This window comes from Pseudomonas sp. Teo4, assembly GCF_034387475.1.
Lineage (GTDB): Bacteria > Pseudomonadota > Gammaproteobacteria > Pseudomonadales > Pseudomonadaceae > Aquipseudomonas.
In genome coordinates, this window is the sequence record NZ_JAXCIL010000002.1 from 279456 (window position 1) to 302596 (window position 23141).

Consider the following 23141-nt stretch of genomic DNA (forward strand, 5'->3'; position numbering starts at 1 on the left):
TTTTCGAGGCATGGAAACAAAAAAGGCCTGCATCGCTGCAAGCCTTTATGTCTGGTGCCGGAGACAGGAATCGAACCTGCGACCTTCGCGTTACGAGTGCGCTGCTCTACCGACTGAGCTACACCGGCGTGTAGCGCAACGTACCACTGCTCGCACCCGTTACGCAAACCCCTGTTTCCCCTGACTTATTGCCCTACCCTCAAGGCGCCTTGCAACCTTTCGGCGCCAGGTCTTCCTCGATGTTGGTCACACAGCTCCACCCCGTCGCCGAACGCGTCAGGGTAATGGCCTTGCCCATCACATTGGCCGGCGCATCCACCAGGGTGCATTCAATGGTGCCGCTGCCGTCGGCGGCCTTGCCGCTCACCGTGATCGCGCAATTCGAAGTCGCAGGTTGGCCCCCAAGCGCAGCCACATCAGACACATCCTTGCCTTCGTTCAAGCGCAGGTCCATCGCGGTCTTCAGCGCTGAAATCTCCAGCAAGCCTGCCGCCGCCTTGGTGCGGGACTGGTGGTTGGTGTACATCGGGATGGCGATTGTCGCCAGGATGCCAATGATCGCCACGACGATCATCAGTTCGATCAGGGTGATACCTCGTTGCCCTTTCATGAACATCTTCCTTTTTAGTACGCGTACTCGTTGAGGTCACTCTCGACCCCAGGCTGACAGCGGCGCAGTAGGCCTGATCAGACACCTTTTGTCACCCCTGCCCGTCTGGGCGTCATGTTCGCTGAACTACTCTAGTGAGCATCAGGGAGGCGCGCCCGACAATGGACTCGGCAAGCTGTTTCGAAGCTTGTCGCACAGGCATCAAAGGACTGTTCATGACCCCATCGACTCACCTCTACACCTGGCATGGCACCCATGCCGACGGCACGCCTGTCAGTGGCAAAACCGCCGGGCGCAGCCCTGCCTATGTGCGTGCAGGCTTGCTGCGCAGGGGCATCCGCGTTGTGCGTGTACAACGGGCAGGCTCGCCGGGTTGGCAATGGCCGAAAGCCCGTGAAAAAACCGATGCCCCGGGTTTCAGCCGGCAATTGGCGACGTTGCTCAAGGCAGGTGTGCCGTTGCTGCAGGCGTTCGAGGTGATGGGGCGCAGTGGCTGCAGTGCAGGGCAAGCGGCGTTGCTTGCGCGGTTGAAACAGGATGTGGCTTCGGGTTTGGGGCTGGCCGATGCGTTGCAGCGCCACCCGGCCTGGTTCGATTCGTTGTACTGCAACCTGGTGCGGGTGGGGGAGCACTCCGGCACCCTCGACCGGCAGCTGGAGCAACTGGCCGGCATGCTGGAGCAGCGCCAGACACTGCGCAAAAGGGTGCGCAAGGCCATGCTTTACCCACTGTTATTGCTACTGACTGGGCTTGGGGTTTCGGCGCTGCTGTTGCTTGAGGTGATTCCCCGTTTCCAGAACCTGTTTGCAGGCTTCAATGCTGAGTTGCCGGCTTTTACTCAATGGGTCATCGATTTATCCACAGCACTGGGGCGCTATGCGCCGGGGCTGTCGATCGGTGGGATAATCCTGGCGTTCGGCATGCACCGGCTCTATCAGCAACGCGCATCGGTGCGGTTGTGGATAACCCGATACGCGCTGCGTCTACCGGTGTTTGGCAAACTCCTGGGGCACGCTGCACTGGCGCGCTTCGCACGTAGCCTGGCCACGGCCTATGCTGCGGGGGTTGCGCTGCTGGATGCGCTGGCGACGGTGGCGAAGGTGAGCGGCGACGATATGCACGAGCAGGCCATTCTGCGGTTGCGACAAGGCATGGCCAATGGGCAAGGGCTGCATCAGGCGATGGCCAGTGAACCGCTGTTTCCACCGTTGCTGGTGCAGCTTGTGGCCATCGGCGAGTCCAGCGGTACGCTGGACCTGATGCTGGAAAAAGCCGCCAGCCACTACGAAGAACAGGTCAGCCAGGCGCTGGACCAGTTGACCAGCCTGTTGGAGCCGGCCATCGTGCTGGTCCTGGGCGTGCTGGTTGGCGGCCTGGTGGTAGCCATGTACCTGCCGATTTTCCAGTTGGGTAGTTTGATCTGAACATGACTTTATGGACTTTCCTGGCTGCGCAGCCGGCTTACCTCATGACTTTGACAGCCTTGCTGGGGCTGCTGGTCGGCAGCTTTCTGAATGTGCTGGTGCACCGCTTGCCGATCATGCTCGAGCGCCAATGGCAGCGTGAGGCCCAGGAGGTGCTGGGACAGCCGACCTGCGAACATGAGCGCTTCGACCTGTGCCTGCCCGCATCGCGCTGCCCGAATTGCGGGCATCAGATTCGCGCCTGGGAGAACATCCCGGTGCTGAGCTACCTGGCCCTGCGCGGGCGTTGCTCGGCGTGCAAGTGCCGTATCAGCCCACGTTATCCACTGGTGGAGTTGGCGTGTGCGGCTGTGTCGCTGGTGGTGGCCTGGCATGGCGGCACCGGCATGCAGATCCTGTTGCTACTGCTGCTCACCTGGTGCCTGCTGGCCTTGAGCCTGATCGACATCGAACACCAGTTGCTGCCGGATGTGCTGGTGCTACCGATGCTCTGGCTGGGCCTGATCGCCAACGCCTTTACAAACTTCGTGCCTCTGCCCAGCGCGCTGTGGGGGGCAATTGCCGGCTATCTCAGTCTGTGGAGCGTTTATTGGGTTTTCAAGCTGGTGACCGGCAAGGAAGGCATGGGCTATGGCGACTTCAAACTGCTGGCACTGATCGGGGCCTGGGGCGGCTGGCAGGTATTGCCGATGACCTTGCTGCTGTCATCGGTGCTCGGTGCAGTGATAGGCCTCTGCCTGGTGCGCCTGCGTAGGCAATCTATCGGCACGCCGTTGCCGTTTGGCCCTTATCTGGCCATTGCAGGGTGGATTGCGATGCTCTGGGGTGATGAAATATACACCTCTTATGTGCAACTACTGGGATTCTGATGACCACTGCGGCCTTCACCCCCTGGATTCTTGGCCTGACCGGCGGTATCGGTAGCGGCAAAAGTGCGGCTGCCGAACGTTTTGTCGAACTGGGCGTGCACCTGGTCGACGCGGACCAGGCTGCGCGTTGGGTGGTCGAACCCGGCCGCCCTGCCCTGGCCAGCATCGTCGAGCGTTTCGGCCCTGGTGTGCTGCAGGAAGACGGCCAGCTTGATCGTGCGGCCCTGCGCCAGCTGATCTTTGCCGACCCGGCCCAGCGCAAGTGGCTGGAACAACTGCTGCACCCGTTGATCGGGCAGGAGATCTTCAGCTACCTGGCCAAGGCCGAGTCGCCCTATGCAGTGTATGTTTCGCCGCTGCTGATCGAGTCTGGCCAGCACCAGAAAACCCAACGTGTACTGGTGATCGATGCGCCGCAAGCGCTGCAGGTGGAGCGCACGTTGAAACGGGACAACACCAGCACCGAGCAGGTGCAGGCCATTCTGAAGGCCCAGCTGGCCCGCGAAGAGCGCCTGCGCCATGCCGATGATGTGGTGGTCAATGATCGCGACTTGAGCGCACTGCATGAGCAGATCGACCGCCTGCACCACTTTTACCTGACTTTACGAGGAGGCCAGCCATGAGCCAGCCATTGACCGTCGATTGCCCGACCTGTGGCGCACCTGTGGAATGGAACGAAAAAAGCCCGTTCCGGCCGTTTTGCTCGGATCGCTGCAAATTGATCGACCTGGGCGCCTGGGCGGCGGAAGAACACAAGATTCCTGGGGCGGATGAGTCGGAGGATGAGCTGTATTCCGGGGACCTTGAGCCTCGGCACTGATTTGGGGCTGTGCGGTGATCTTGTGTTGCCTGTACCGGCCTCATCGCCGGCAAGCCGGCTCCTACAGGTACTGCGGTAATTTCGAGGTCATCGCGGTCCATGTGGGAGCAACTGTCTTGCTCAGTTTCTAAAAAGCTGCGCGATCCCTGTAGGAGCCGGCTTGCCGGCGATGAGGCCGGTACAGGCAAAACCTACACTCACCGCTCATCATCCTTCCACGGCGCCTGCAAATAACGGGTACGGTTGAACGTCTCCAGCCATTCCGGGCAGAACACCACCAAAGCGCTGACCACCATGCCGTTGATGAAAGCCTCCGGGAACATCATCAGCCACAGGTAGCCCACGAAATCGCTTAGCCATTCCGGCATGGCAAAACGCCCATCCAGCCACAGCAGACCCAACCCTGCCAGCAAGCAGGCCAGTACCGTCAGCGCCGCCGGAAAAAAACCTGAACAGAAGATGTACACGAACAGGTTACGCGGCTGCGCCCGCTCGACCAGAATCGCGCACACTTCGGTAATCAGCACAGGCAGGCCGATCAGCAACAAGCCATTGACCCCCAAGGCCGCCAAGTCCTGCCGGCCAAGCGCCAGCAACCCGAGCTGGGCCAGGAAGCCGCCGAGAATCGCCAGTGGCCAGTCCAGCAGCAGCGTTACAGCTGTCATGCCGATAAAGTGGTAAGACACGCCGGTATCGAAGTCGCGCCTCACCAGCCAAAGCGCGAACAGGCAAAAGACCGTGCCAAACAGCAGGTGCTGGCGGCGGCTGTCGGTGAACAATTCCACCCAGCGCGTACGCGTCGCCGCCCATATCAATAGCGGTACATACGCCAGCCAACCCACGGTCATACTGGTGGAAGACAGGACCTGTGCGCTGATCAACTCAAGCTCGCTCCCGTTTCAGATACCCCGAGTCTATACCCTGGCGACGTTTCCCACGGGCAAACAAGCTCTTACCGTTCACAATTGCCGACTAAGCTAGTTCACATGGATGACTCAGACTACCTGCGCCTGCTTACCATCCAGGCCGAACAAGCCAATGCATTCCTGTCCAATGCCCGCAAATGGGAGCGCGAGCGTTGGGTCTGCCAGCGTCTGCTGCAAGGCCTGAATATTCCCTACCGCAGCGAAGACTTCACCCCCGCCGGCCAGGAGCCGCCGGATGTATTGTTTCGCGATGCGGCATTCGAGGTGTTTTTCGTGCTCGATGAAGGGCGGCGGCTCAATGACGAATGGCGTGAAGAACTGCAACGCCGGCGAAGCGCCTTTTCCCTGGCCCAACTGGTGCGGCGCGAAGCACGGCCACGGCGAATCAGCGCCGCCGAGCTGCTCGCACGGCTGGCCCCCACCTTGCGCAAGAAGTCACACAACTACCGCGAACGCGGGCTGGACCTGAGCGAGCTGGATATCATCGCCTTCTCCAGCCTCAAGCGCGAAGTGCTCGACCTCAACACCCATTTTCCGCCGCCCACCGAATACCTGCGCCAGGGCTGGCGTTCGTTGTCGCTGGTCGGGCCGACGTTCGCCCGGGTGCTGTTCGCCCACCCCGATGCGCCGGACTTCCTGCGCGGCAACCTGGGGCGCAGCATCGTGTTCGATGTCGGAATCAGTCTTTGATCCAGTGCCGAGAGTCTTTGCAATGGCGTACACTCGGCGCCAGAGATAGAAAGCATTATCATTTGTTTCCAAGCGCTTGCGTGAACGCTGTAGCGTTTGCGCAGTCACAAACGTCTATCTGACGAGGCCCACCATGACCAGCCGACTGAATCCGGAAGATCAGCGTCGTGTCGATGAGTATCTGCGAGCCCCCCAGCACCAAGTCGAGCGCAAGCCTTTCAGGCCGTGGCTGCTCCTTGTTCTGGTGGTGGCCGTGACCATCGGGCTGGGCCTCATTAGCCGCCTGTTGAGTGGACTGGTGCTATGAGCTGCTTCGCGCTCGCCCTCCCCTCACGCTGTTTGCGGCCGGCCCCCAGGGCCAAGCATTCCGTAAACCTTATGAGATATCCCCATGACTCATCGCATCGTGATTGTCGGCGGCGGCGCCGGCGGCCTGGAACTGGCGACCCGCCTGGGTAAAAGCCTGGGCAAGCGCAAGCAGGCCGAAATCACCCTGGTCGACGCCAACCTCACGCACATCTGGAAGCCGCTGTTGCACGAAGTGGCCGCCGGCTCGCTGAACTCCTCGGAAGACGAGCTGAACTACGTGGCCCAGGCCAAGTGGAACCACTTCAACTTCCAGCTGGGGCGCATGAGCGGTCTGGACCGTGAAGGCAAGCAGATCCAACTGGCCGCAACCCTCGATGAAGAGGGTCGCGAGCTGCTGCCTGCGCGCACCCTGGGCTACGACACCCTGGTCATCGCCGTGGGCAGCAACACCAACGACTTCGGTACCTTGGGTGCGGCGCAGCACTGCCTGTTCCTGGACACCCGCAAGCAGGCCGAGCGCTTCCACCAGCAGTTGCTCAACCACTACCTGCGTGCCCACGCTGGTGATGTGGCGAGCGAGAAAATCAGCGTGGCCATCGTCGGTGCCGGTGCCACCGGCGTGGAACTGGCCGCCGAGCTGCACCACGCTGCCCACGAACTGGCGGCCTACGGCCTGGACCGCATCCAGCCCAAGGACATGCACATCACCCTGATCGAGGCCGGCCCACGGGTGCTGCCGGCACTGCCTGAGCGCATCAGCGTGCCGGTACACAAGACCCTGGAAAAACTCGGGGTGAAGGTGATGACCAATGCTGCGGTCAGCGAAGTGACCGCCGAGGGCCTGAAGACCAAAGACGGTGAAGTGATCCAGGCCAGCTTGAAGGTGTGGGCTGCAGGTATCCGTGCGCCGGGCTTCCTCAAGGACATCGATGGCCTGGAAACCAACCGTATCAACCAGCTGGTGGTGCGCCCCACCCTGCAGACTACCCGTGACGACAACATCTTCGCCTTCGGCGATTGCGCCGCCTGCCCGCAACCGGGCAGCGACCGCAACGTGCCGCCACGGGCCCAGGCCGCGCACCAGCAGGCTTCGACGCTTGCCAAGAGCCTGAAGGCGCGCCTGGAGAACAAGCCGCTGCTGACTTATGCGTACAAGGATTACGGCTCGCTGGTGTCGCTGTCGCGGTTCTCGGCGGTGGGCAACCTGATGGGTAACCTGATGGGCAGCGTGAAACTGGAAGGCTGGCTGGCGCGGATGTTCTATGTGTCGCTGTACCGGATGCACCAGATGGCGCTGTATGGAGTCTTCCGCACGGCGATGTTGATGCTGGGCAGCAAGATTGGTCGCGGTACCGAGCCGCGGTTGAAGCTGCACTGACCGAATGAAAGGGCCGCATCAGCGGCCCTTTTTTTGCCTGTATGAATCTGGATGAAAGGCAAGTCACCACGTGGGAGCTGGCGCAGCCTGCGATCTAGGGCGTAGCCCTAGCATATTTCCTGAATAGGGCTGCTTTGCAGCCCATCGCAGGCTGCGCCAGCTCCCACGGGGTGATCTGGAAAAATCGAGGCAAAAGAAAAAGGGCATCTCATTTGAGATGCCCTTTTTACATGGTGGGTCGTGTAGGATTCGAACCTACGACCAATTGGTTAAAAGCCAACTGCTCTACCAACTGAGCTAACGACCCGGAAAATGGTCGGGGTGAGGGGATTCGAACTCCTGACATCCTGCTCCCAAAGCAGGCGCGCTACCGGACTGCGCTACACCCCGAGATTGGCTCCGCGACCTGGACTCGAACCAGGGACCCAATGATTAACAGTCATTTGCTCTACCGACTGAGCTATCGCGGAACTGAACTTCGGTACTACTCACTTCTTTGCTACTTCGAAGTCTGTGTTAGCTTCGAACTCTTTAGCTTCTTCGCTTTCGCTTTGTCGCTGCTGAGGCCGGCTATTCTACATTCTTCGTTTTGCTTGTCAACCCCTTTTTTTCATTCAACTTACTGATTTGTAAGTTGTTTTGCGATCACCGGTGTTGCTAGTGATTCGCTTAGTGGCTGACAACGCGGCGTATATTAGGGGCACTCGATTTAGGATGCAAGCAAAAATTTCAAAATTTTCAAAAACTTATTTGCAGGATAAAAAAGCCCCGCCGTAGCGGGGCTTTCGGGTCAGGCGAAGACGATCTCGTCGCCCTCCACCTTGGCGGTGATCGCCGTGCCAGGCAGGAACTTGCCAGCCAGAATCAGCTGCGCCAGCGGGTTCTCGATCCAGCGCTGGATTGCCCGCTTCAACGGCCGGGCACCATACACCGGGTCGTAACCGACCGCGATCAGCTTGTCCAACGCCTCAGGGCTCAGGCTCAGCGACAGCTCGCGTTCGAGCAGGCGGCTGCGCAGGCGGCCCAGCTGGATCTCGGTAATACCCGCAATCTGCTCGCGGCCCAGTGGCTCGAACACCACCACTTCGTCGATCCGGTTGATGAACTCCGGCCGGAAGTGCGAACCCACCGCATCCATTACCGCTGCACGCTGCGCCTCGCGGTCACCCACCAGTTCCTGGATCTGCGCAGAGCCCAGGTTGGAGGTCATCACGATCACCGTGTTGCGGAAGTCCACGGTGCGGCCATGGCTGTCGGTCAGGCGGCCATCTTCCAGCACCTGCAGCAGCACGTTGAACACATCCGGGTGCGCCTTCTCCACTTCATCCAGCAGCACCACCGAGTAAGGCTTGCGCCGTACGGCTTCGGTCAGGTAACCGCCCTCTTCGTAACCCACGTAGCCTGGTGGGGCGCCGATCAGGCGAGCCACGGAGTGTTTCTCCATGAACTCGGACATGTCGATGCGCACCATGGCCTCTTCGGTGTCGAACAGGAATTCGGCCAGGGCCTTGCACAGCTCGGTCTTGCCCACGCCGGTCGGGCCGAGGAACAGGAACGAGCCACTTGGCCGGTTCGGGTCGGACAGCCCGGCACGCGAGCGGCGCACGGCGTTGGCCACAGCAGTTACTGCCTCGCTCTGGCCGATCACACGCTGGTGCAACAGCGCTTCCATCTTCAGCAGCTTCTCACGCTCGCCTTCGAGCATCTTGGCCACCGGAATGCCGGTCCACTTGGACACCACTTCGGCAATCTCTTCCTCGGTAACTTTGTTACGCAGCAGCTGGTTCTCGGTCTTGCCGTGCTGGTCGACCATCTGCAGGCTGCGCTCCAGGTCCGGGATCACCCCGTACTGCAGCTCGGCCATGCGGCTCAGGTCGCCTTTACGACGGGCGGACTCAAGCTCCTGGCGGGCTTGCTCGATCTTTTGCTGAATCTGCGCCGAACCCTGCACTTCAGCCTTCTCGGAAGCCCAGATCTCTTCGAGGTCGGAATATTCGCGCTCCAGACGCTCGATTTCCTCGGTCAGCTTCTCAAGACGCTTTTTCGCCGCTTCGTCTTCTTCTTTCTTAAGGGCCTGCGATTCCACCTTCAGCTGGATCAACCGACGGTCGAGTCGGTCGAGCACTTCCGGCTTGGAGTCGATCTCCATGCGGATGCGGCTGGCCGCTTCGTCGATCAGGTCGATGGCCTTGTCGGGCAACTGACGATCGGTGATGTAGCGGTGGCTGAGCTTGGCCGCGGCAATGATGGCGCCGTCGGTGATGGCCACCTTGTGGTGCACCTCATAGCGTTCCTTCAGGCCACGCAGGATGGCGATGGTGTCTTCCTCGCTCGGCTCTTCGACCAGCACCTTCTGGAAGCGTCGCTCCAGCGCTGCGTCCTTTTCGATGAACTGGCGGTATTCATTGAGCGTGGTAGCACCTACGCAGTGCAACTCGCCACGGGCCAGGGCCGGCTTGAGCATGTTGCCCGCATCCATGGCGCCCTCGCCTTTACCGGCGCCGACCATGGTGTGCAGTTCGTCGATGAACAGGATGATCTGGCCTTCCTGCTTGGACAGCTCGTTAAGCAGGCCTTTGAGGCGCTCTTCGAACTCGCCGCGGTACTTGGCACCGGCAATCAGCGCGCCCATGTCCAGCGCCAGCAGACGCTTACCTTTCAGGCCATCGGGCACTTCGCCGTTGATGATGCGCTGGGCCAGGCCCTCGGCGATGGCGGTTTTACCGACACCAGGCTCACCGATCAGCACCGGGTTGTTCTTGGTCCGACGCTGCAGCACCTGCACGGTACGGCGAATTTCGTCGTCACGGCCGATCACTGGGTCCAGCTTGCCTTCTTCGGCACGCTTGGTGAGGTCGACGGTGTACTTGTCCAGCGCCTGGCGCGACTCTTCGGCATTGGCGTCATTCACCGCCGCGCCGCCGCGCAGGTTGTTGATGGCATTTTCCAACGCCTTCTTGGTCACGCCCTGGCCGAGCAGCAACTTGCCGACCTTGCTGTTCTCGTCCATGGCGGCGAGCAGCACCAGTTCGCTGGAGATGAACTGGTCGCCCTTCTGCTGGGCCAGGCGATCAGCCTGGTTGAGCAGGCGCGCCAGGTCCTGGGACATGTTCACGTCGCCGGTGGGGTTCTGGATTTTCGGCAGTTGGTCGAGTTCTTTCACCAGCGCCTGGCGCAGGCTGTTGATGTCGAAACCAACCTGCATCAGCAGCGGCTTGATGGAACCGCCCTGCTGGTCGATCAGCGCCTGCAGCAGGTGCAGGGGCTCGATGGCCGGGTGGTCCATGCCAACGGCCAGGGATTGGGAATCGGATAAAGCTAATTGCAGCTTGCTGGTCAAACGGTCTATTCGCATGGGATACCTTCCTTTAAAGGGCAGGTCGGAGCGATGGACAGCGCCTGTTTATGAAGAAACCTGCCTGAGATGACCTTATAGATAAGGCTGATTCTGGAAGATTCAAGCGTAGCGGGGTTGACGTGGGTCAGGGTTGAGATTGCAAGGGGGCCGCTTTGCGCCCCATCGCAGGCTTGCGCCAGCTCCCACAGGGAGTGTGCTCTGGCATTGTACCGGTGGGAGCTGGCGCAAGCCTGCGATGGGGTGCGAAGCAGCCCCGGCTATCTCATTTTTGCAACCAGACCAACGAAGCAAACCGCCCACCCTGCGGGGTACGGCGATAAGAGAAGAAGCGCGGGTCGCTTACGGTGCAGAAACCGCCGCCATAAACAGCAGTAACACCACGCGCCGCCAAGCGAATACGCGCCAGCGCATAGATGTCGGCCATCAGTTTGCCAGGGCGCTCACCCTCAACGAAGGCCTGGGCAGCCTCCGGATGCACGGCGGTGAAGGCATCGCGCACCTCCATGCCCACTTCGAAGGCTTGCGGCCCGATGGCAGGCCCAAGCCATACCAGCACCTCTTCGGGCGGCAACGCCAGGCGATCAAGGGTGGCTTCGAGCACGCCACCCGCCAGCCCGCGCCAGCCGGCATGGGCAGCCGCCACACGGGTGCCCGCACGGTCGCAGAACAGCGCGGGCAGACAATCGGCAGTCATCACAGTGCAGGCAATGCCTGGCTGGTCAGTCCAACTGGCATCGGCCTCAGCCACCACGGCCGGGTTGGCGTCGGCCACCACCAGCCCATGCACCTGTTTCAGCCAGGCAGGCTGAATGGCGAACTCGTCGCTCAGGCGGCGGCGGTTCTCGGTGACCGCCGCGGGGTCGTCGCCCACATGGTCGCCAAGGTTGAAATCTTCATAAGGCGGCAGGCTCACGCCGCCCTGACGGGTGGTGACGCAGGCGCGAACCGAGGCCGGGGCTGGCCAGTCGGGAATCAACAGCGACTGCATCAATCCACTCATCCGATAAAGCTCTCGCGGTCCTGATTGAGCAACGATAGCAGCCAGACGAAATCATCCGGCAGCGGCGATGCCCATTCCATGCGTTCGCCGGTGGTGGGGTGATCAAGCGCCAGGAAGCGCGCATGCAGGGCCTGACGAGGGAAGGTCTTGACCGCCTCGACCATGGTCGGGTTCGCCGCTGGCGGAATACGGAAACGGCCACCGTACGTCTGGTCGCCGACCAGCGGGAAGCCGACGTGGGCCATGTGCACGCGGATCTGGTGGGTACGGCCGGTTTCCAGCTTGACCCGCACGTGGGTATGCGAGCGGAAGCGCTTGAGCACACGGTAGTGGCTGACCGCCGGCTTGCCACCGTCGGTGACCGCCATGCGCTGGCGCATGCCGCCGTGACGGCCGATCGGGGCGTCGATCTTGCCGCCCGCAGTGACCACGCCCACCACGATGCACTCGTAGATACGGCTGACGCTGCGGCTTTGCAGCTGCTCGACCAGCTTGGTCTGCGCCTGCAGGGTCTTGGCCACCACCATCAGACCCGTGGTGTCCTTGTCCAGGCGGTGGACGATGCCTGCACGCGGCACATTGATAATGTCCGGCACATGATGCAGCAGGGCATTGAGCAGGGTGCCGTCGGCATGACCGGCGGCTGGGTGGACCACCAGCCCGGCAGGCTTGTTGATCACCAGGATCTGGTCATCTTCATAGACGATGTCCAGCTCGATGTCCTGGGCCACCCACTCGCCCTGGGCTTCTTGCTCGGCATCAAGGGCCAGGAGCGAGCCGCCGTACACGGTGTCGCGTGGGCGCAGGACCGCGCCATCGACCGTCAGGCGGCCCTCTTTGATCCACGAAGTCAGCCGCGAGCGCGAGTACTCGGCGAACAATTGGGCTGCGACCTGGTCGAGGCGTTGGCCGCCCAGTTCGGACGGTACCTCTGCGCTAAGTTGAATGATCTCGGACATGCTCGATTCGGCGGGCGCACAGCCTTTGGTTTCGGCTGCGAGCTTGTGGTTAAATACGACTTCTTTTGTCCCGGGGTTGGCCGGGGCGCTCATCATAACAGGACGGCACCGCCCAAGACAGCGGCCGTCAAAGGACGCAAGCCGCCATGCAAGTGAAACACCTGCTGCTGATCGCTATCCTCGGGCTTACCGCGGCCTGTTCCTCTAACAAGGAAGTGATTGACGAGAACCTCAGCGAAGCCGAACTGTACCAGCAGGCTCAGTCTGACCTGGACAACCACAGCTACACCAGCGCCGTGAACAAGCTCAAGGCCCTGGAGTCGCGTTACCCGTTCGGCCGCTACGCCGACCAGGCGCAGCTCGAGCTGATCTACGCCAACTACAAGAACTCCGAGCCTGAAGCTGCCAAGTCCGCAGCCGAGCGCTTCATCCGCCTGCACCCGCAGCACCCGAACGTCGACTACGCCTACTACCTCAAGGGCCTGACTTCGTTCGACCAGGACCGCGGCCTGCTGGCGCGCTTCCTGCCGCTGGACATGACCAAGCGTGACCCGGGCGCTGCGCGCGACTCGTACAACGAGTTCGCCCAGCTGACCAGCCGCTTCCCGAACAGCCGCTACTCTCCGGATGCCAAGCAGCGCATGATCTACCTGCGCAACCTGCTGGCCTCCTATGAAATCCACGTGGCCGACTACTACCTGAGCCGCCAGGCTTATGTCGCCGCCGCCAACCGTGGCCGTTACGTGGTGGAAAACTTCCAGGAAACCCCGTCGGTCGGTGACGGCCTGGCGATCATGGTCGAGTCGTACCAGAAGATGCACCTGGACGATCTGGCCGCCACCAGCCTGGAAACCCTCAAGCTCAACTACCCTGAGCACCCGAGCCTGGTCGATGGCCAGTTCCAGCCCAAGCAGGACGAGGCCGACGGCCGCTCGTGGCTGTCCAAGGCCACTTTGGGCATGATCGAGACCGAAACCCCGCTGCCGCCGGGTGAAACCCGCGCCAACCAGGACGTGGTCAAGCAGTTCCAGGACGCCCGCTCGGAAATGCCGGAAGATCTGCTGCCTAAGGATGAAGAAGGCAACCCGATTCTGCCGGAAGGTCCGAAGGAAGCCGAGAAAGACCGCTCGTGGTTCAGCTACATGACCTTCGGTCTGTTCGACTGACCCAACGTGCGACAAGAAAGGGAGGCCCAAGGCCTCCCTTTTTTATGGATGGCGCCCTAGACTGGTGGCTTCTTCACTGAACAAGCTGGACACCATGGTTCGCCTACTTTTCTGGATCGCCCTGATCGCCGCCGCGTTCTGGCTGTGGCGCAAATTCAAAGCCAGCCAGCAGTCTCATCCCGAGCCTAAACTCGACGACCCGCTGAAGATGGTGCGCTGCGCCCATTGCGGCGTGCACCTGCCCAACGACCGGGCGTTGCAGCAGGGCAACAACTGGTATTGCAGCCAAGCGCACCTGCAGCAAGGCCCTGGCCGCCAAGGCTGACACACCCCAAGGTCTAATCGCCGGCAAGCCGGCTCCAGGTACTGCAGTGATCTTGAGAGCGGCGAGGCCCATGTGGGAGCCGGCTTGCCGGCGATGCAGGCAACGCGGTGCATGGCCAGCGATCACCCACAGGGACCGCGCAGGGCGGCCACCTGCACAATCAGCCCAAACGCCCTGCTGGCGCATACGGCGCCGGGTCGATAATCGGCTTGCCCCCGGTCAGCAGGTCGGTAAACAGCTGACACGAAGCCGGCGCCAGCACCAGCCCGTTGCGGTAATGCCCGCAGTTGAGCCAAAGCCCATCGTGCCCTGGCACGCGCCCGATATAAGGAATGCCTTCCGGTGAGCCAGGCCGCAAACCAGCCCAGTGCCCAACCACCTGCGCATTGGCCAGCTCTGGCAACAACTCCACCGCCGAGGCCTTGAGGCTTTCAAGCGCCTCATCGGTTGGCGTCTTGTCGTAACCGGCATGCTCCAGCGTACTGCCCACCAGAATGTGCCCGTCACGCCGAGGAATCGCATAGCGCCCCTTGGCCAGCACCATGCTCGGCAGGAAATCGGCTGCGCACTTGAACAGGATCATCTGCCCTTTCACCGGCTCAACCGGCAAGGCCAGGCCCAGCGTGCCCAGCAGGTCGCCACTCCAGGCGCCAGCGCTCAACACAACGTCGTCAGCTTCCAGCACACCGTCCGCCGTCTGTACGCCGGTCACGCGTCCATCTTCCCGGCGGAACCCGGTGATCTGGCAATGCTCGCGCAGGGTCACGTTGGGCAGCGCCAGCAGCGCCGCCTTCAACGACTTCACCAGCCGCGGGTTTCGCACGTTGGCCACACCGGCCATGTAGATAGCCCGCTTGAACCCTGGGCCCATCACCGGAACCGCATCATATGCCGCTGAAATGTCCACCGAGCTGAGCGGGCGCTGCTCGCGTTGTGCCCAGGCAAGCGCTTCTGCTTCGTCGTCCAGATCGAGCCAGTACAGGCCAGTGGTGTGAACTTCCGGGTCTACACCCGTGCTGGCGAACAGGCGCTCGCCCAGCTGTGGATAAAAATCCTGGGACCAGTGCGCCAAGGCGGTGACCGCCGGGCTGTAGCGCCAGGGGTACAGCGGCGAGACAATGCCGCCACCCGCCCAGGAAGACTCACGGCCAACCTCGCCCTGATCACAGACCACCACCTGCCCGACTTTCGCCGCCAGGTTGAACGCCGTCAGCAGGCCGATCACACCGCCGCCAACAACCACTACTTGCTTGCTCATCTGTCGATCCAAACACCTGAAGTAAACCCGCGATGCCAACGGCATCATCTAATCTTCAGCTTCCCCAACAGCGTTCAGCGTCTTCAAACGCCCTTGGATTGGCGCGCACACCGGCCTGGTCCAACTGGAAATCGCCGCAGCGGTCATCGGCCATCAGGCCACTCGGCAGCCGACGGGCAAGCAACGTGAACGTGTCGCTGCCACGTTGGGCGTGCAGGCTGTAGTAACGATTCCCGTCAGGCAACAGTGGTTCGCCCTCGGCATACTGACCGGTGAGCGTGCGATGACGCTCCAGGCGCAGGGCGGCATCGTGCAGCAGGCCAACCACTTCGCTGCGTGCGGCTCGCCTGAGCTGGTCGCTGTAACTGGGGTAGGCAATGGCTGCCAGAATGCCGGTCACGGCCAGGACAATCAACAACTCGATCAGGCTCATACCTTGCTGCATGTCAGTCTCGCCTCAGTCTCTGCCGCCAGAGGATGCGCTGTGGTGCCTGCCCTTGAGCGTCTGGTATGGCATACACGGCTTCCAGCACCTGCCTGGCAACTTGCTGCCGACTGACGGCCGTTACTCTGTACAAGGTAACCTCCTGATCCTCTGGCATGTGTGCGGCGCGAGAGGTTTCGCCGAGGTTCTGTAGATGGAAGTAGCCGTTCTCGCTGCTTTGCCAGTGACCTTGCAGGTCATGTGGCCGTGAAGGCGGCAGGCAGCCATGACACACAACAGGCGGCGTCCGCTGCAGTTCGTTCAAGCCAGCCGAAAGCGTGGCCTCTGCCTGTTCGAATGCTTGCAGGCTGTCGCGCATCAAGCCGGTGACTCGCGTTTGCACCAATGCTTCTCGCAAGGCCGAAGCCGCCAACAAGCCCAGCATCAGGCTCAACACCAGCGCCAGCAGCAAGACCACACCACGCTGACGGCTCATGACTCGATTACCGGGTTGCGCAGCATCACACTCAACTCATGGTATTGCTCGAGCCTCAAGTCAGGTTCATACAGCGTGAGTTTCAGATCGAACCGTTCCCCTTCCGGCGTATCTACTCTCTCGATACGCAGCTCGCGCACATGGTTGACCAGAGGCTGGACACGGCCACCTCGCTTGAGCTTCAGCTCACTGCCCACAAGCACGTAGTCGTGACGACTGATGGGTACTGCCAGAAACCGTCCAGTGCTTTGAGCTCGCCCACCGTGCACTTGTGCCTGGTCGATGCAGTCCGTGAGCAAGGTCCAATCCGGTATGCCGGTGTACCCAGGCAGTTCGGCGACGATCAGGCTCAAGCTGGATGGGCCGACCTGCAACGGCCGAGCGAAGGCCTGGCGCGCGCCCGGAGCCTGGAAGTCGTCTGCCTGCAGACGCAGGCAACCGAACATCCCGGCCATGCGAATGTCCTGGGCCATGCGCAGCAGCGCCAGGCGGGCGTCATCCTGCAGCTGCGCAGCTGAACCTTGCAGGCGCCAAGCCTGATGGGCGGAAACGAAGACTTGGCTGACTGCTGCCAGACACATCAGCCCAATGGCAAGCGCCAACATGACTTCCAGCAGACCGAAGCCGTTTTGTCTATCGCTCATGGCTGCTTGCCTTTGGCTCTGTCCCGTTCTTGCTCGCTATGCGCGGCCAATGCCGCCTGCCCATCGAGGCGAGCGCTTTCGGTGGCTTGCATCGCACGCAGCTGCACTGCAGCCGCCGCAAACGCTCCCAGCGAAACCACCAGCACGGCCAACAACACTTCCAGCAGCGTCACTCCCTGTTCCATCGTGCGCATCCTTGCACCTCCTGCGACTTTTCCCCCGACAAGCTCAAACTTGGCGACTGGACCTTGCGCCCAACGACCTTGAAGCTAAAGCGAAGCACTTCCAGAGAGGAATGCACTGTGCGGCAACAAGGGGCAACACTGATACAAATGATGTGTGCGCTGGCGATCGCTGCGGTTCTGACGCAACTGGGTATGCCTGCCTACGTCAACATGACCGATGACCTACACAGGGCGGCAGCAGCCCGAGACCTCATGCAGGGGTTGCGCAGTGCGCGCAGCCACGCGCTACTGCAGAGCCGTGTCGTGGCCATTCAGCCATTGGACAATGACTGGGGAGCAGGCTGGCGTATCGTTCTGGATGAGAACCAGCAAGTGCTACAGGAACATCGCCTGGCGCGACCACTGCGGATCGCGGCGAGTACGGGAAGAGAGGTGAAATTCAGCGAAGTTGGCATTCCGCAAGGGCGCAATGCCAGCCTGCTGGGCATAACACTGGAGGTGTGCAAACGGGTTGCCCAAAGCACACCTTACCAGGTCATCGTGGCGACAAGCGGAAGGGTCAGGCTGGATACCAATGAACCCACGCAGCCCTCTTGCTGAGTCACCTGATCAGATCAGCGAACGAACCCGCAGCTCCTTGGGCATCGAGAAGGTGATGTTCTCTTCGCGCCCATCCAGCTCTTCGGCACCGGTCGCACCCCACGACTTGAGCTGCTCGATCACGCCACGTACCAGCACCTCGGGTGCCGAAGCACCTGCGGTAATGCCGATATGGGCTTTGCCGTCGAACCAGCCTCGTTGCAGGTCTTCGGCACCATCGATCAGGTAGGCCGGCGTACCCATGCGCTCCGCCAGCTCGCGCAGGCGGTTGGAGTTGGAGCTGTTGGGGCTGCCGACCACCAGCACCACGTCACACTCATCGGCCAGTTGCTTGACCGCATCCTGGCGATTCTGGGTGGCGTAGCAGATGTCATCCTTGCGCGGGCCGCCAATGTTCGGGAAGCGCGCTCGCAGGGCGTCGATCACTCGGCTGGTATCGTCCATCGACAGGGTCGTCTGGGTAACGAAGGCCAGGTGATCGGGGTTGCGCACCTCTAGCTTGGCCACATCGTTCTCGTCTTCGACGAGGTAGATGGAGCCACCATTGCTGGCGTCATATTGCCCCATGGTGCCTTCGACTTCCGGGTGCCCGGCGTGGCCGATGAGAATGCACTCACGGCCATCGCGGCTGTACTTGGCCACCTCGATATGGACTTTGGTCACCAGCGGGCAGGTGGCGTCGAACACCTTCAGGCCCCGTCCGGCAGCTTCCTGGCGCACGGCCTGGGAGACACCATGGGCACTGAAGATGACAATGACGTCGTCCGGCACCTGGTCCAACTCTTCGACGAAGATGGCACCACGGTTGCGCAAGTCTTCAACCACGAACTTGTTGTGCACCACTTCGTGACGCACGTAGATCGGTGGGCCGAAGACTTCCAGCGCACGGTTGACGATCTCGATCGCCCGGTCGACCCCTGCGCAGAAGCCACGTGGGTTGGCGAGTTTGATTTGCATGCTCGGCTCCAGGCTTAAAGCGCCTTGACCTCGAGGATTTCCACCTCGAAGTTCAGGGTCTTGCCAGCCAGTGGGTGATTGAAGTCGATGGTCACCTGGTCGTCATCGAACGCTTTGACCACACCCGGAAGCTCGGTGTTGGCGGCGTCGTTGAAGATAACCAGCAGCCCTTCGGACAACTCCATGCCCTCGAACTGAGACCGCGGCATAACCTGCACGTTCTGCGGGTTGGGCTGGCCGAAGGCGTTCTCCGGGGCCACCACGACCGTACGCTTGTCACCGGCCTTGAAGCCGAACAGCGCACTTTCAAAACCTGGAAGCAGGTTGCCATCACCGACCTTGAAGGTCGCTGGGGCCTTGTCGAAGGTGCTGTCGACGGTGTCGCCGTTTTCCAGGTGCAGCGCGAAGTGCAGGGTCACTTCGGTGTTCTGGCCGATACGGGTTTCAGTCATGGACAGCTTCCTCGGACTTCTTGCTCTTGAACATATCCAGCGCCAGCATCACCGCACCGACGGTAATGGCGCTGTCGGCCAGGTTGAAGGCCGGGAAATAGTAACGGTTCTGCCAGTGCACCAGGATGAAGTCGACCACATGGCCCAGCACGATCCGGTCATACAGGTTGCCCAGCGCACCGCCAAGCACCAGCGACAGGGCCACGGCCAGCCAGGTCTCGCTGCGCCCCAGGCGCTTGAGCCAGACCACCAGCACGGCACTGACCGCCACGGCGATCAGGGCGAACAGCCAGCGCTGCCAGCCCGAGCTCTCGGCCAGGAAGCTGAACGCGGCACCGGTGTTGTAGGCCAGGGTCCAGCTGAAGTAGTCAGGAATGACCACGATCTGCTGGTACAGGCTCAACTTGCCTTCGAAGTACACCTTGGTGACCTGGTCAAGGACCAGGACCACCAGGCTGAGCCAGAGCCAGGCAAGGCGCCCGAAGCGCCCCGCTGCAGGGTTAGGCATAGTGGCGCACCTCACCGGAACCGCTCAGGTTGTCGACGCAACGTTCGCAGATTTCCGGGTGTTCCGGGTGGCTGCCGACGTCAGCGCGGAAGTGCCAGCAACGGCCGCACTTGGCGTGGCCGGACTTGACCACTTTCAGTTTGAGGCCTTCCACTTCGGTAGCAACGGCATCTGCAGGCGCCTGGACGAACGGCACCACGCTGGCGGCCGAGGTGATCAGCACGAAACGCAGTTCGTCGCCCAGCTTGGCCAGGTCGGCGCTGAGGGCGTCTTCGGCGAACAGGGTGACTTCCGCCTGCAAGTTGCCGCCAATGACCTTGGCCGAACGCTGGTTCTCCAGCTCCTTGTTGACCGCAGCCTTGACCGCCATGACGCGATCCCAGTAGGCGCGATCCAGCTCGGTGCCTTCCGGCAGTTCGCTCAGGCCTTCGTACCAGCCGTTGAGCATCACCGACTCGTTACGCTCGCCTGGCAGGTACTGCCAGATCTCGTCGGCGGTGAACGCCAGGATCGGCGCGATCCAGCGCACCAGTGCCTCGCTGATGTGGTACAGCGCGGTCTGGCAGGAGCGACGGGCGACACTGTTGGCGCCGGTGGTGTACTGGCGGTCCTTGATGATATCGAGGTAGAAGCCACCCAGCTCCTGCACGCAGAAGTTGTGGACTTTGGAGTAGACGTTCCAGAAACGGTACTCGCTGTAGTTCTCTTCCAGCTCGCGCTGCAGCAGCAGGGTGCGGTCCACCGCCCAACGGTCCAGGGCGATCATGTCTTCCGGGGCCAGCAGGTCGCGGGCCGGGTCGAAGCCGGACAGGTTGGAGAGCAGGAAGCGCGCGGTGTTGCGGATGCGGCGGTAGGCATCGGCGCTGCGCTGCAGGATCTGCTCGGACACGGCCATCTCACCGGAGTAGTCGGTGGCGGCAACCCACAGGCGCAGGATGTCGGCGCCCAGGGTGTTGTTGACCTTCTCTGGCTCGATGGTGTTGCCCAGCGACTTGGACATCTTGCGGCCGTTCTCGTCCACGGTGAAGCCGTGGGTCAGCAACTCGCGATACGGCGCGTGGTTGTCGATGGCGCAACCGGTCAGCAAGGACGAGTGGAACCAGCCACGGTGCTGGTCGGAGCCTTCCAGGTACAGGTCGGCGCGCGGGCCGGTGGCGTGGCCGATATCGTGGGAGCCACGCAGCACATGCCAGTGGGTGGTACCGGAGTCGAACCAGACGTCCAGGGTATCGGCGATCTTGTCGTACTGGCCAGCCTCATCACCCAGCAGCTCGGCGGCGTCCAGCTTGAACCAGGCCTCGATGCCTTGCTGCTCGACACGCTTGGCCACTTCTTCCATCAACTCGACGGTGCGCGGGTGCAACTCGCCGGTCTGCTTGTGCAGGAAGAACGGAATCGGCACGCCCCAGTTGCGCTGACGCGAGATGCACCAGTCCGGACGGTTGGCAATCATCGCGTGCAGACGAGCCTGGCCCCAGGCCGGGACGAACTTGGTCTCTTCGATGGCCTTGAGCGCGCGCTCACGCAGCGGCTCGCCGGTGGTTGGCTGCTTATCCATGCCGACGAACCACTGCGCGGTAGCGCGGTAGATCAGCGGAGTCTTGTGGCGCCAGCAGTGCATGTAGCTGTGGCTGATGGTTTCGGTGTGCATCAGCGCACCGACTTCGCTCAGCTTCTCGACGATGGCCGGGTTGGCCTTCCAGATGAACTGGCCGCCGAAGAAGTCCAGCGAATCGACATACACGCCGTTGCTCTGCACCGGGGTGAGGATGTCGTCGTTGACCATGCCGTAGCGCTTGCAGGTGACGAAGTCGTCTTCACCGTAGGCAGGTGCCGAGTGGACCACACCGGTACCAGCGCCCAGCTCAACGTAGTCAGCCAGGTAGATCGGCGACAGGCGGTCGTAGAACGGGTGACGGAAGTTGATCAGCTCCAGTGCCGAACCTAGGGCGGTGGCCAGCACCGAGCCTTCCAGGTTGTAGCGCTTGAGGCACGACTCGACCAGTTCTTCAGCCAGCACCAGCAGACGCTCGCCGGTATCGACCAGGGCGTACTTGAACTCCGGGTGGATGTTCAGCGCCTGGTTGGCGGGAATGGTCCACGGGGTGGTGGTCCAGATCACGATGGCGGCTGGCTTGGCCAGCGCTGGCAGGCCAAAGGCGGCGGCCAGCTTGTCGGCATCGGCGACCGGGAAGGCCACGTCGATGGTCTGGGATTTCTTGTCGGCGTATTCGACTTCGGCTTCGGCCAGTGCCGAACCGCAATCGAAGCACCAGTTCACGGGCTTGAGGCCCTTGAACACGAAGCCTTGCTTGACCATTTCAGCCAGGGCGCGGATTTCACCGGCCTCGTTGCTGAAGTTCATGGTCTTGTATGGGTTGTCCCAGTCACCCAGCACGCCCAGGCGAATGAACTCGGTCTTCTGCCCTTCGATCTGCTCGGCGGCATACTCGCGGCACAGCTCGCGGGTACGGTCGGCGGTCAGGTGCTTGCCGTGGGTAACCTCGACCTTGTGCTCGATCGGCAGGCCATGGCAGTCCCAGCCTGGCACGTAGGGCGCATCGAAGCCCGACAGGGTCTTGGAACGGACGATCATGTCCTTGAGGATCTTGTTCAGCGCATGACCGATGTGAATCTTGCCGTTGGCATAGGGCGGGCCGTCGTGCAGGACGAACTTCGGACGGTCCTTGCCAATTTCGCGCAGCTTCTGGTACAGGCCAATGCTGTCCCAGCGCTGCAGAATCTGCGGTTCGCGCTGAGGCAGGCCGGCCTTCATCGGGAAGGCGGTGTCCGGAAGGTTTAGCGTGGCTTTGTAGTCGGTCATTTCAGGCTCTTCGTTAGCGGTTGAGCGTGCCAATGTGCACGTGCGGCGGCGATGTCCGCGTCGATCGCCGACTTCAGCGCCTCCAGGGAGGCGAAACGCTGCTCTTCACGCAGCTTGTGGTGGAATTCCACCGTCAGGCGCCGGCCATACAGATCGCCGGCATAATCCAGAAGATGAATCTCGAGGTGCGGGCGCCCATCACCGGCTACGGTGGGACGCACGCCGATATTGCCAACACCCGGCCAGGCCTTGCCGTCGATCTCGATGCTGGCCAGGTAGACCCCTGACAGCGGCACGCGGCGGCGCTTGAGCTGGATATTGGCGGTTGGGGTGCCAAGCTGGCGCGCCAGTTTCTGGCCATGCAGCACCCGCCCGGTAATGCTATACGGGCGGCCCAGCAGGTGTTCGGCCAGCTCGAAGTTGGCCTCGGACAGCGCCTTGCGCACCTCGGTGCTGCTGACGCGCAGGCCGTCTTGAATAACGGTATTGGCCGCTTCGACGGTGAAGCCTTCCTGGCGTCCGGCGTCGACCAGGAAGGCGAAATCGCCAGCGCGGTCGCAGCCGAAGCGGAAGTCATCGCCCACTTCAAGGTGCTTCACGCCCAGGCCATCGACCAGGATCGCCTTGACGAACGCCTCGGCGCTGAGTTTGCTCAAGCGCTGGTTGAAGGCCAGGCACAGGACGCGGTCGATACCTTCGGCGGCCAGCAGCTCGACTTTGTCGCGCAAGCGTGCCAGGCGCGCAGGCGCGGTGTCGGGAGCGAAATATTCGCGCGGCTGTGGTTCGAAGACCACCACGCAAGTGGGCAGGCCCAGGGCCTGACCGCGCTCGCGCAGGCGCGCCAGGATAGCCTGGTGGCCGCGGTGAACCCCGTCGAAGTTGCCAATGGTGGCGACACAGCCCCGGTGCTCGGGGCGCAGGTTGTGAAGACCTCGAACCAGCTGCATAACGCGCTTCTT

The 23141-nt window shown here is 61.9% G+C and carries 25 protein-coding genes and 4 tRNA genes; 10 read left to right on the forward strand and 19 right to left on the reverse strand.

What is annotated here, in order from left to right; genetic code table 11:
* Positions 1 to 52: 52 nt before the first annotated feature.
* Together PspTeo4_RS17640 and PspTeo4_RS17645 are read right to left on the reverse strand one after the other, a co-directional pair.
* Positions 53 to 128, reverse strand: a tRNA-Thr gene (locus PspTeo4_RS17640).
* Between the two features lie 71 nt (positions 129 to 199).
* Positions 200 to 610, reverse strand: a complete 411-nt coding sequence (locus PspTeo4_RS17645; protein ID WP_322365203.1) for a pilin — start codon at positions 608 to 610, stop codon at positions 200 to 202.
* A gap of 215 nt (positions 611 to 825) precedes the next feature.
* On the opposite strand from PspTeo4_RS17645, the gene PspTeo4_RS17650 reads away from it, so the two are divergent.
* Genes PspTeo4_RS17650 through yacG form a run of 4 tightly spaced genes read left to right on the forward strand, consistent with a single transcriptional unit; the run spans position 826 to position 3723 of the window.
* Positions 826 to 2034, forward strand: coding sequence for a type II secretion system F family protein (locus tag PspTeo4_RS17650; RefSeq protein WP_322365204.1), 1209 nt, complete (start codon positions 826 to 828; stop codon positions 2032 to 2034).
* Between the two features lie 2 nt (positions 2035 to 2036).
* Complete coding sequence (locus PspTeo4_RS17655) at positions 2037 to 2903, forward strand: A24 family peptidase (protein WP_322365206.1); 867 nt, start codon at positions 2037 to 2039, stop codon at positions 2901 to 2903.
* Complete coding sequence (gene coaE / locus PspTeo4_RS17660) at positions 2903 to 3526, forward strand: dephospho-CoA kinase (protein ID WP_322365208.1); 624 nt, start codon at positions 2903 to 2905, stop codon at positions 3524 to 3526. Before PspTeo4_RS17655 ends, coaE begins: the two co-directional genes overlap by 1 nt.
* Positions 3523 to 3723 carry a DNA gyrase inhibitor YacG gene (gene yacG / locus PspTeo4_RS17665; protein ID WP_114169548.1) on the forward strand — a complete coding sequence of 67 codons (201 nt, stop codon included), beginning with the start codon at positions 3523 to 3525 and terminating at the stop codon, positions 3721 to 3723. The genes coaE and yacG overlap by 4 nt, the downstream gene beginning before the upstream one ends.
* A 197-nt stretch (positions 3724 to 3920) precedes the next feature.
* Here the strand turns inward: yacG and PspTeo4_RS17670 are convergent, their stop codons facing one another.
* The gene (locus PspTeo4_RS17670) at positions 3921 to 4604 is read right to left on the reverse strand and encodes an energy-coupling factor ABC transporter permease (RefSeq protein WP_322365211.1); all 684 of its coding nucleotides are present in this window, start codon (positions 4602 to 4604) and stop codon (positions 3921 to 3923) included.
* A gap of 105 nt (positions 4605 to 4709) precedes the next feature.
* On the opposite strand from PspTeo4_RS17670, the gene PspTeo4_RS17675 reads away from it, so the two are divergent.
* From PspTeo4_RS17675 to PspTeo4_RS17685, 3 genes are all read left to right on the forward strand, one after another.
* The gene (locus PspTeo4_RS17675; protein WP_322365213.1) at positions 4710 to 5339 is read left to right on the forward strand and encodes a DUF1780 domain-containing protein; all 630 of its coding nucleotides are present in this window, start codon (positions 4710 to 4712) and stop codon (positions 5337 to 5339) included.
* 133 nt (positions 5340 to 5472) lie between these two features.
* Positions 5473 to 5646, forward strand: a complete 174-nt coding sequence (locus PspTeo4_RS17680; RefSeq protein WP_012316344.1) for a DUF3094 domain-containing protein — start codon at positions 5473 to 5475, stop codon at positions 5644 to 5646.
* A gap of 84 nt (positions 5647 to 5730) precedes the next feature.
* Complete coding sequence (locus PspTeo4_RS17685; RefSeq protein WP_322365215.1) at positions 5731 to 7026, forward strand: NAD(P)/FAD-dependent oxidoreductase; 1296 nt, start codon at positions 5731 to 5733, stop codon at positions 7024 to 7026.
* Positions 7027 to 7257: 231 nt separating this feature from the next.
* On the opposite strand, the gene PspTeo4_RS17690 is transcribed toward PspTeo4_RS17685, so the two are convergent.
* From PspTeo4_RS17690 to rluD, 6 genes are all read right to left on the reverse strand, one after another.
* Positions 7258 to 7333 (reverse strand) — tRNA-Lys (locus PspTeo4_RS17690).
* 6 nt (positions 7334 to 7339) lie between these two features.
* Positions 7340 to 7416 (reverse strand) — tRNA-Pro (locus PspTeo4_RS17695).
* Between the two features lie 4 nt (positions 7417 to 7420).
* A tRNA-Asn gene (locus PspTeo4_RS17700) sits at positions 7421 to 7496 on the reverse strand.
* A gap of 320 nt (positions 7497 to 7816) precedes the next feature.
* Positions 7817 to 10381: an ATP-dependent chaperone ClpB gene (clpB, locus tag PspTeo4_RS17705; protein WP_322365216.1), complete on the reverse strand. Its 2565-nt coding sequence runs from the start codon at positions 10379 to 10381 to the stop codon at positions 7817 to 7819.
* Positions 10382 to 10646: 265 nt separating this feature from the next.
* Positions 10647 to 11384 (reverse strand): peptidoglycan editing factor PgeF, encoded by a 738-nt coding sequence (gene pgeF / locus PspTeo4_RS17710; protein ID WP_322365217.1) that lies wholly within the window; start codon positions 11382 to 11384, stop codon positions 10647 to 10649.
* Entirely contained in the window at positions 11381 to 12343 is a 963-nt protein-coding gene (gene rluD, locus PspTeo4_RS17715; RefSeq protein WP_322365218.1) for a 23S rRNA pseudouridine(1911/1915/1917) synthase RluD, read from the reverse strand. Before rluD ends, pgeF begins: the two co-directional genes overlap by 4 nt.
* A gap of 146 nt (positions 12344 to 12489) precedes the next feature.
* Here rluD and PspTeo4_RS17720 point away from each other — a divergent pair, with 146 nt between their 5' ends.
* Positions 12490 to 13509, forward strand: a complete 1020-nt coding sequence (locus PspTeo4_RS17720; protein ID WP_322365219.1) for an outer membrane protein assembly factor BamD — start codon at positions 12490 to 12492, stop codon at positions 13507 to 13509.
* A gap of 94 nt (positions 13510 to 13603) precedes the next feature.
* Entirely contained in the window at positions 13604 to 13834 is a 231-nt protein-coding gene (locus tag PspTeo4_RS17725) for a PP0621 family protein (protein ID WP_322365220.1), read from the forward strand.
* A gap of 160 nt (positions 13835 to 13994) precedes the next feature.
* Here the strand turns inward: PspTeo4_RS17725 and thiO are convergent, their stop codons facing one another.
* The 5 genes from thiO to PspTeo4_RS17750 are packed head-to-tail and all read right to left on the reverse strand — an operon-like array spanning position 13995 to position 16850.
* On the reverse strand, positions 13995 to 15092 hold the full coding sequence (thiO, locus tag PspTeo4_RS17730) for a glycine oxidase ThiO (RefSeq protein ID WP_322365221.1): 1098 nt from the start codon (positions 15090 to 15092) through the stop codon (positions 13995 to 13997).
* 55 nt (positions 15093 to 15147) lie between these two features.
* Positions 15148 to 15537: a type IV pilin protein gene (locus tag PspTeo4_RS17735; protein WP_322365223.1), complete on the reverse strand. Its 390-nt coding sequence runs from the start codon at positions 15535 to 15537 to the stop codon at positions 15148 to 15150.
* A 1-nt stretch (position 15538) separates the two neighbouring features.
* On the reverse strand, positions 15539 to 16012 hold the full coding sequence (locus PspTeo4_RS17740) for a hypothetical protein (RefSeq protein ID WP_322365224.1): 474 nt from the start codon (positions 16010 to 16012) through the stop codon (positions 15539 to 15541).
* Positions 16009 to 16656, reverse strand: a complete 648-nt coding sequence (locus tag PspTeo4_RS17745; protein ID WP_322365226.1) for a PilW family protein — start codon at positions 16654 to 16656, stop codon at positions 16009 to 16011. The genes PspTeo4_RS17740 and PspTeo4_RS17745 overlap by 4 nt, the downstream gene beginning before the upstream one ends.
* Positions 16653 to 16850: a prepilin-type N-terminal cleavage/methylation domain-containing protein gene (locus PspTeo4_RS17750; RefSeq protein ID WP_322365227.1), complete on the reverse strand. Its 198-nt coding sequence runs from the start codon at positions 16848 to 16850 to the stop codon at positions 16653 to 16655. The genes PspTeo4_RS17745 and PspTeo4_RS17750 overlap by 4 nt, the downstream gene beginning before the upstream one ends.
* A 108-nt stretch (positions 16851 to 16958) precedes the next feature.
* Here PspTeo4_RS17750 and PspTeo4_RS17755 point away from each other — a divergent pair, with 108 nt between their 5' ends.
* A complete protein-coding gene (locus PspTeo4_RS17755) occupies positions 16959 to 17441 on the forward strand; it encodes a GspH/FimT family pseudopilin (protein WP_322366885.1) in 483 nt (160 codons plus the stop codon).
* Between the two features lie 9 nt (positions 17442 to 17450).
* On the opposite strand, the gene ispH is transcribed toward PspTeo4_RS17755, so the two are convergent.
* Genes ispH through ribF form a run of 5 tightly spaced genes read right to left on the reverse strand, consistent with a single transcriptional unit; the run spans position 17451 to position 23129 of the window.
* Positions 17451 to 18398, reverse strand: a complete 948-nt coding sequence (gene ispH, locus PspTeo4_RS17760) for a 4-hydroxy-3-methylbut-2-enyl diphosphate reductase (RefSeq protein WP_322365228.1) — start codon at positions 18396 to 18398, stop codon at positions 17451 to 17453.
* A gap of 14 nt (positions 18399 to 18412) precedes the next feature.
* The gene (fkpB, locus tag PspTeo4_RS17765) at positions 18413 to 18850 is read right to left on the reverse strand and encodes an FKBP-type peptidyl-prolyl cis-trans isomerase (RefSeq protein WP_322365229.1); all 438 of its coding nucleotides are present in this window, start codon (positions 18848 to 18850) and stop codon (positions 18413 to 18415) included.
* Complete coding sequence (gene lspA, locus PspTeo4_RS17770; protein WP_322365230.1) at positions 18843 to 19358, reverse strand: signal peptidase II; 516 nt, start codon at positions 19356 to 19358, stop codon at positions 18843 to 18845. The genes fkpB and lspA overlap by 8 nt, the downstream gene beginning before the upstream one ends.
* Positions 19351 to 22182, reverse strand: a complete 2832-nt coding sequence (gene ileS, locus PspTeo4_RS17775; RefSeq protein WP_322365231.1) for an isoleucine--tRNA ligase — start codon at positions 22180 to 22182, stop codon at positions 19351 to 19353. The genes lspA and ileS overlap by 8 nt, the downstream gene beginning before the upstream one ends.
* Complete coding sequence (gene ribF, locus PspTeo4_RS17780) at positions 22179 to 23129, reverse strand: bifunctional riboflavin kinase/FAD synthetase (protein WP_322365232.1); 951 nt, start codon at positions 23127 to 23129, stop codon at positions 22179 to 22181. Before ribF ends, ileS begins: the two co-directional genes overlap by 4 nt.
* Between the last annotated feature and the right edge of the window lie 12 nt (positions 23130 to 23141).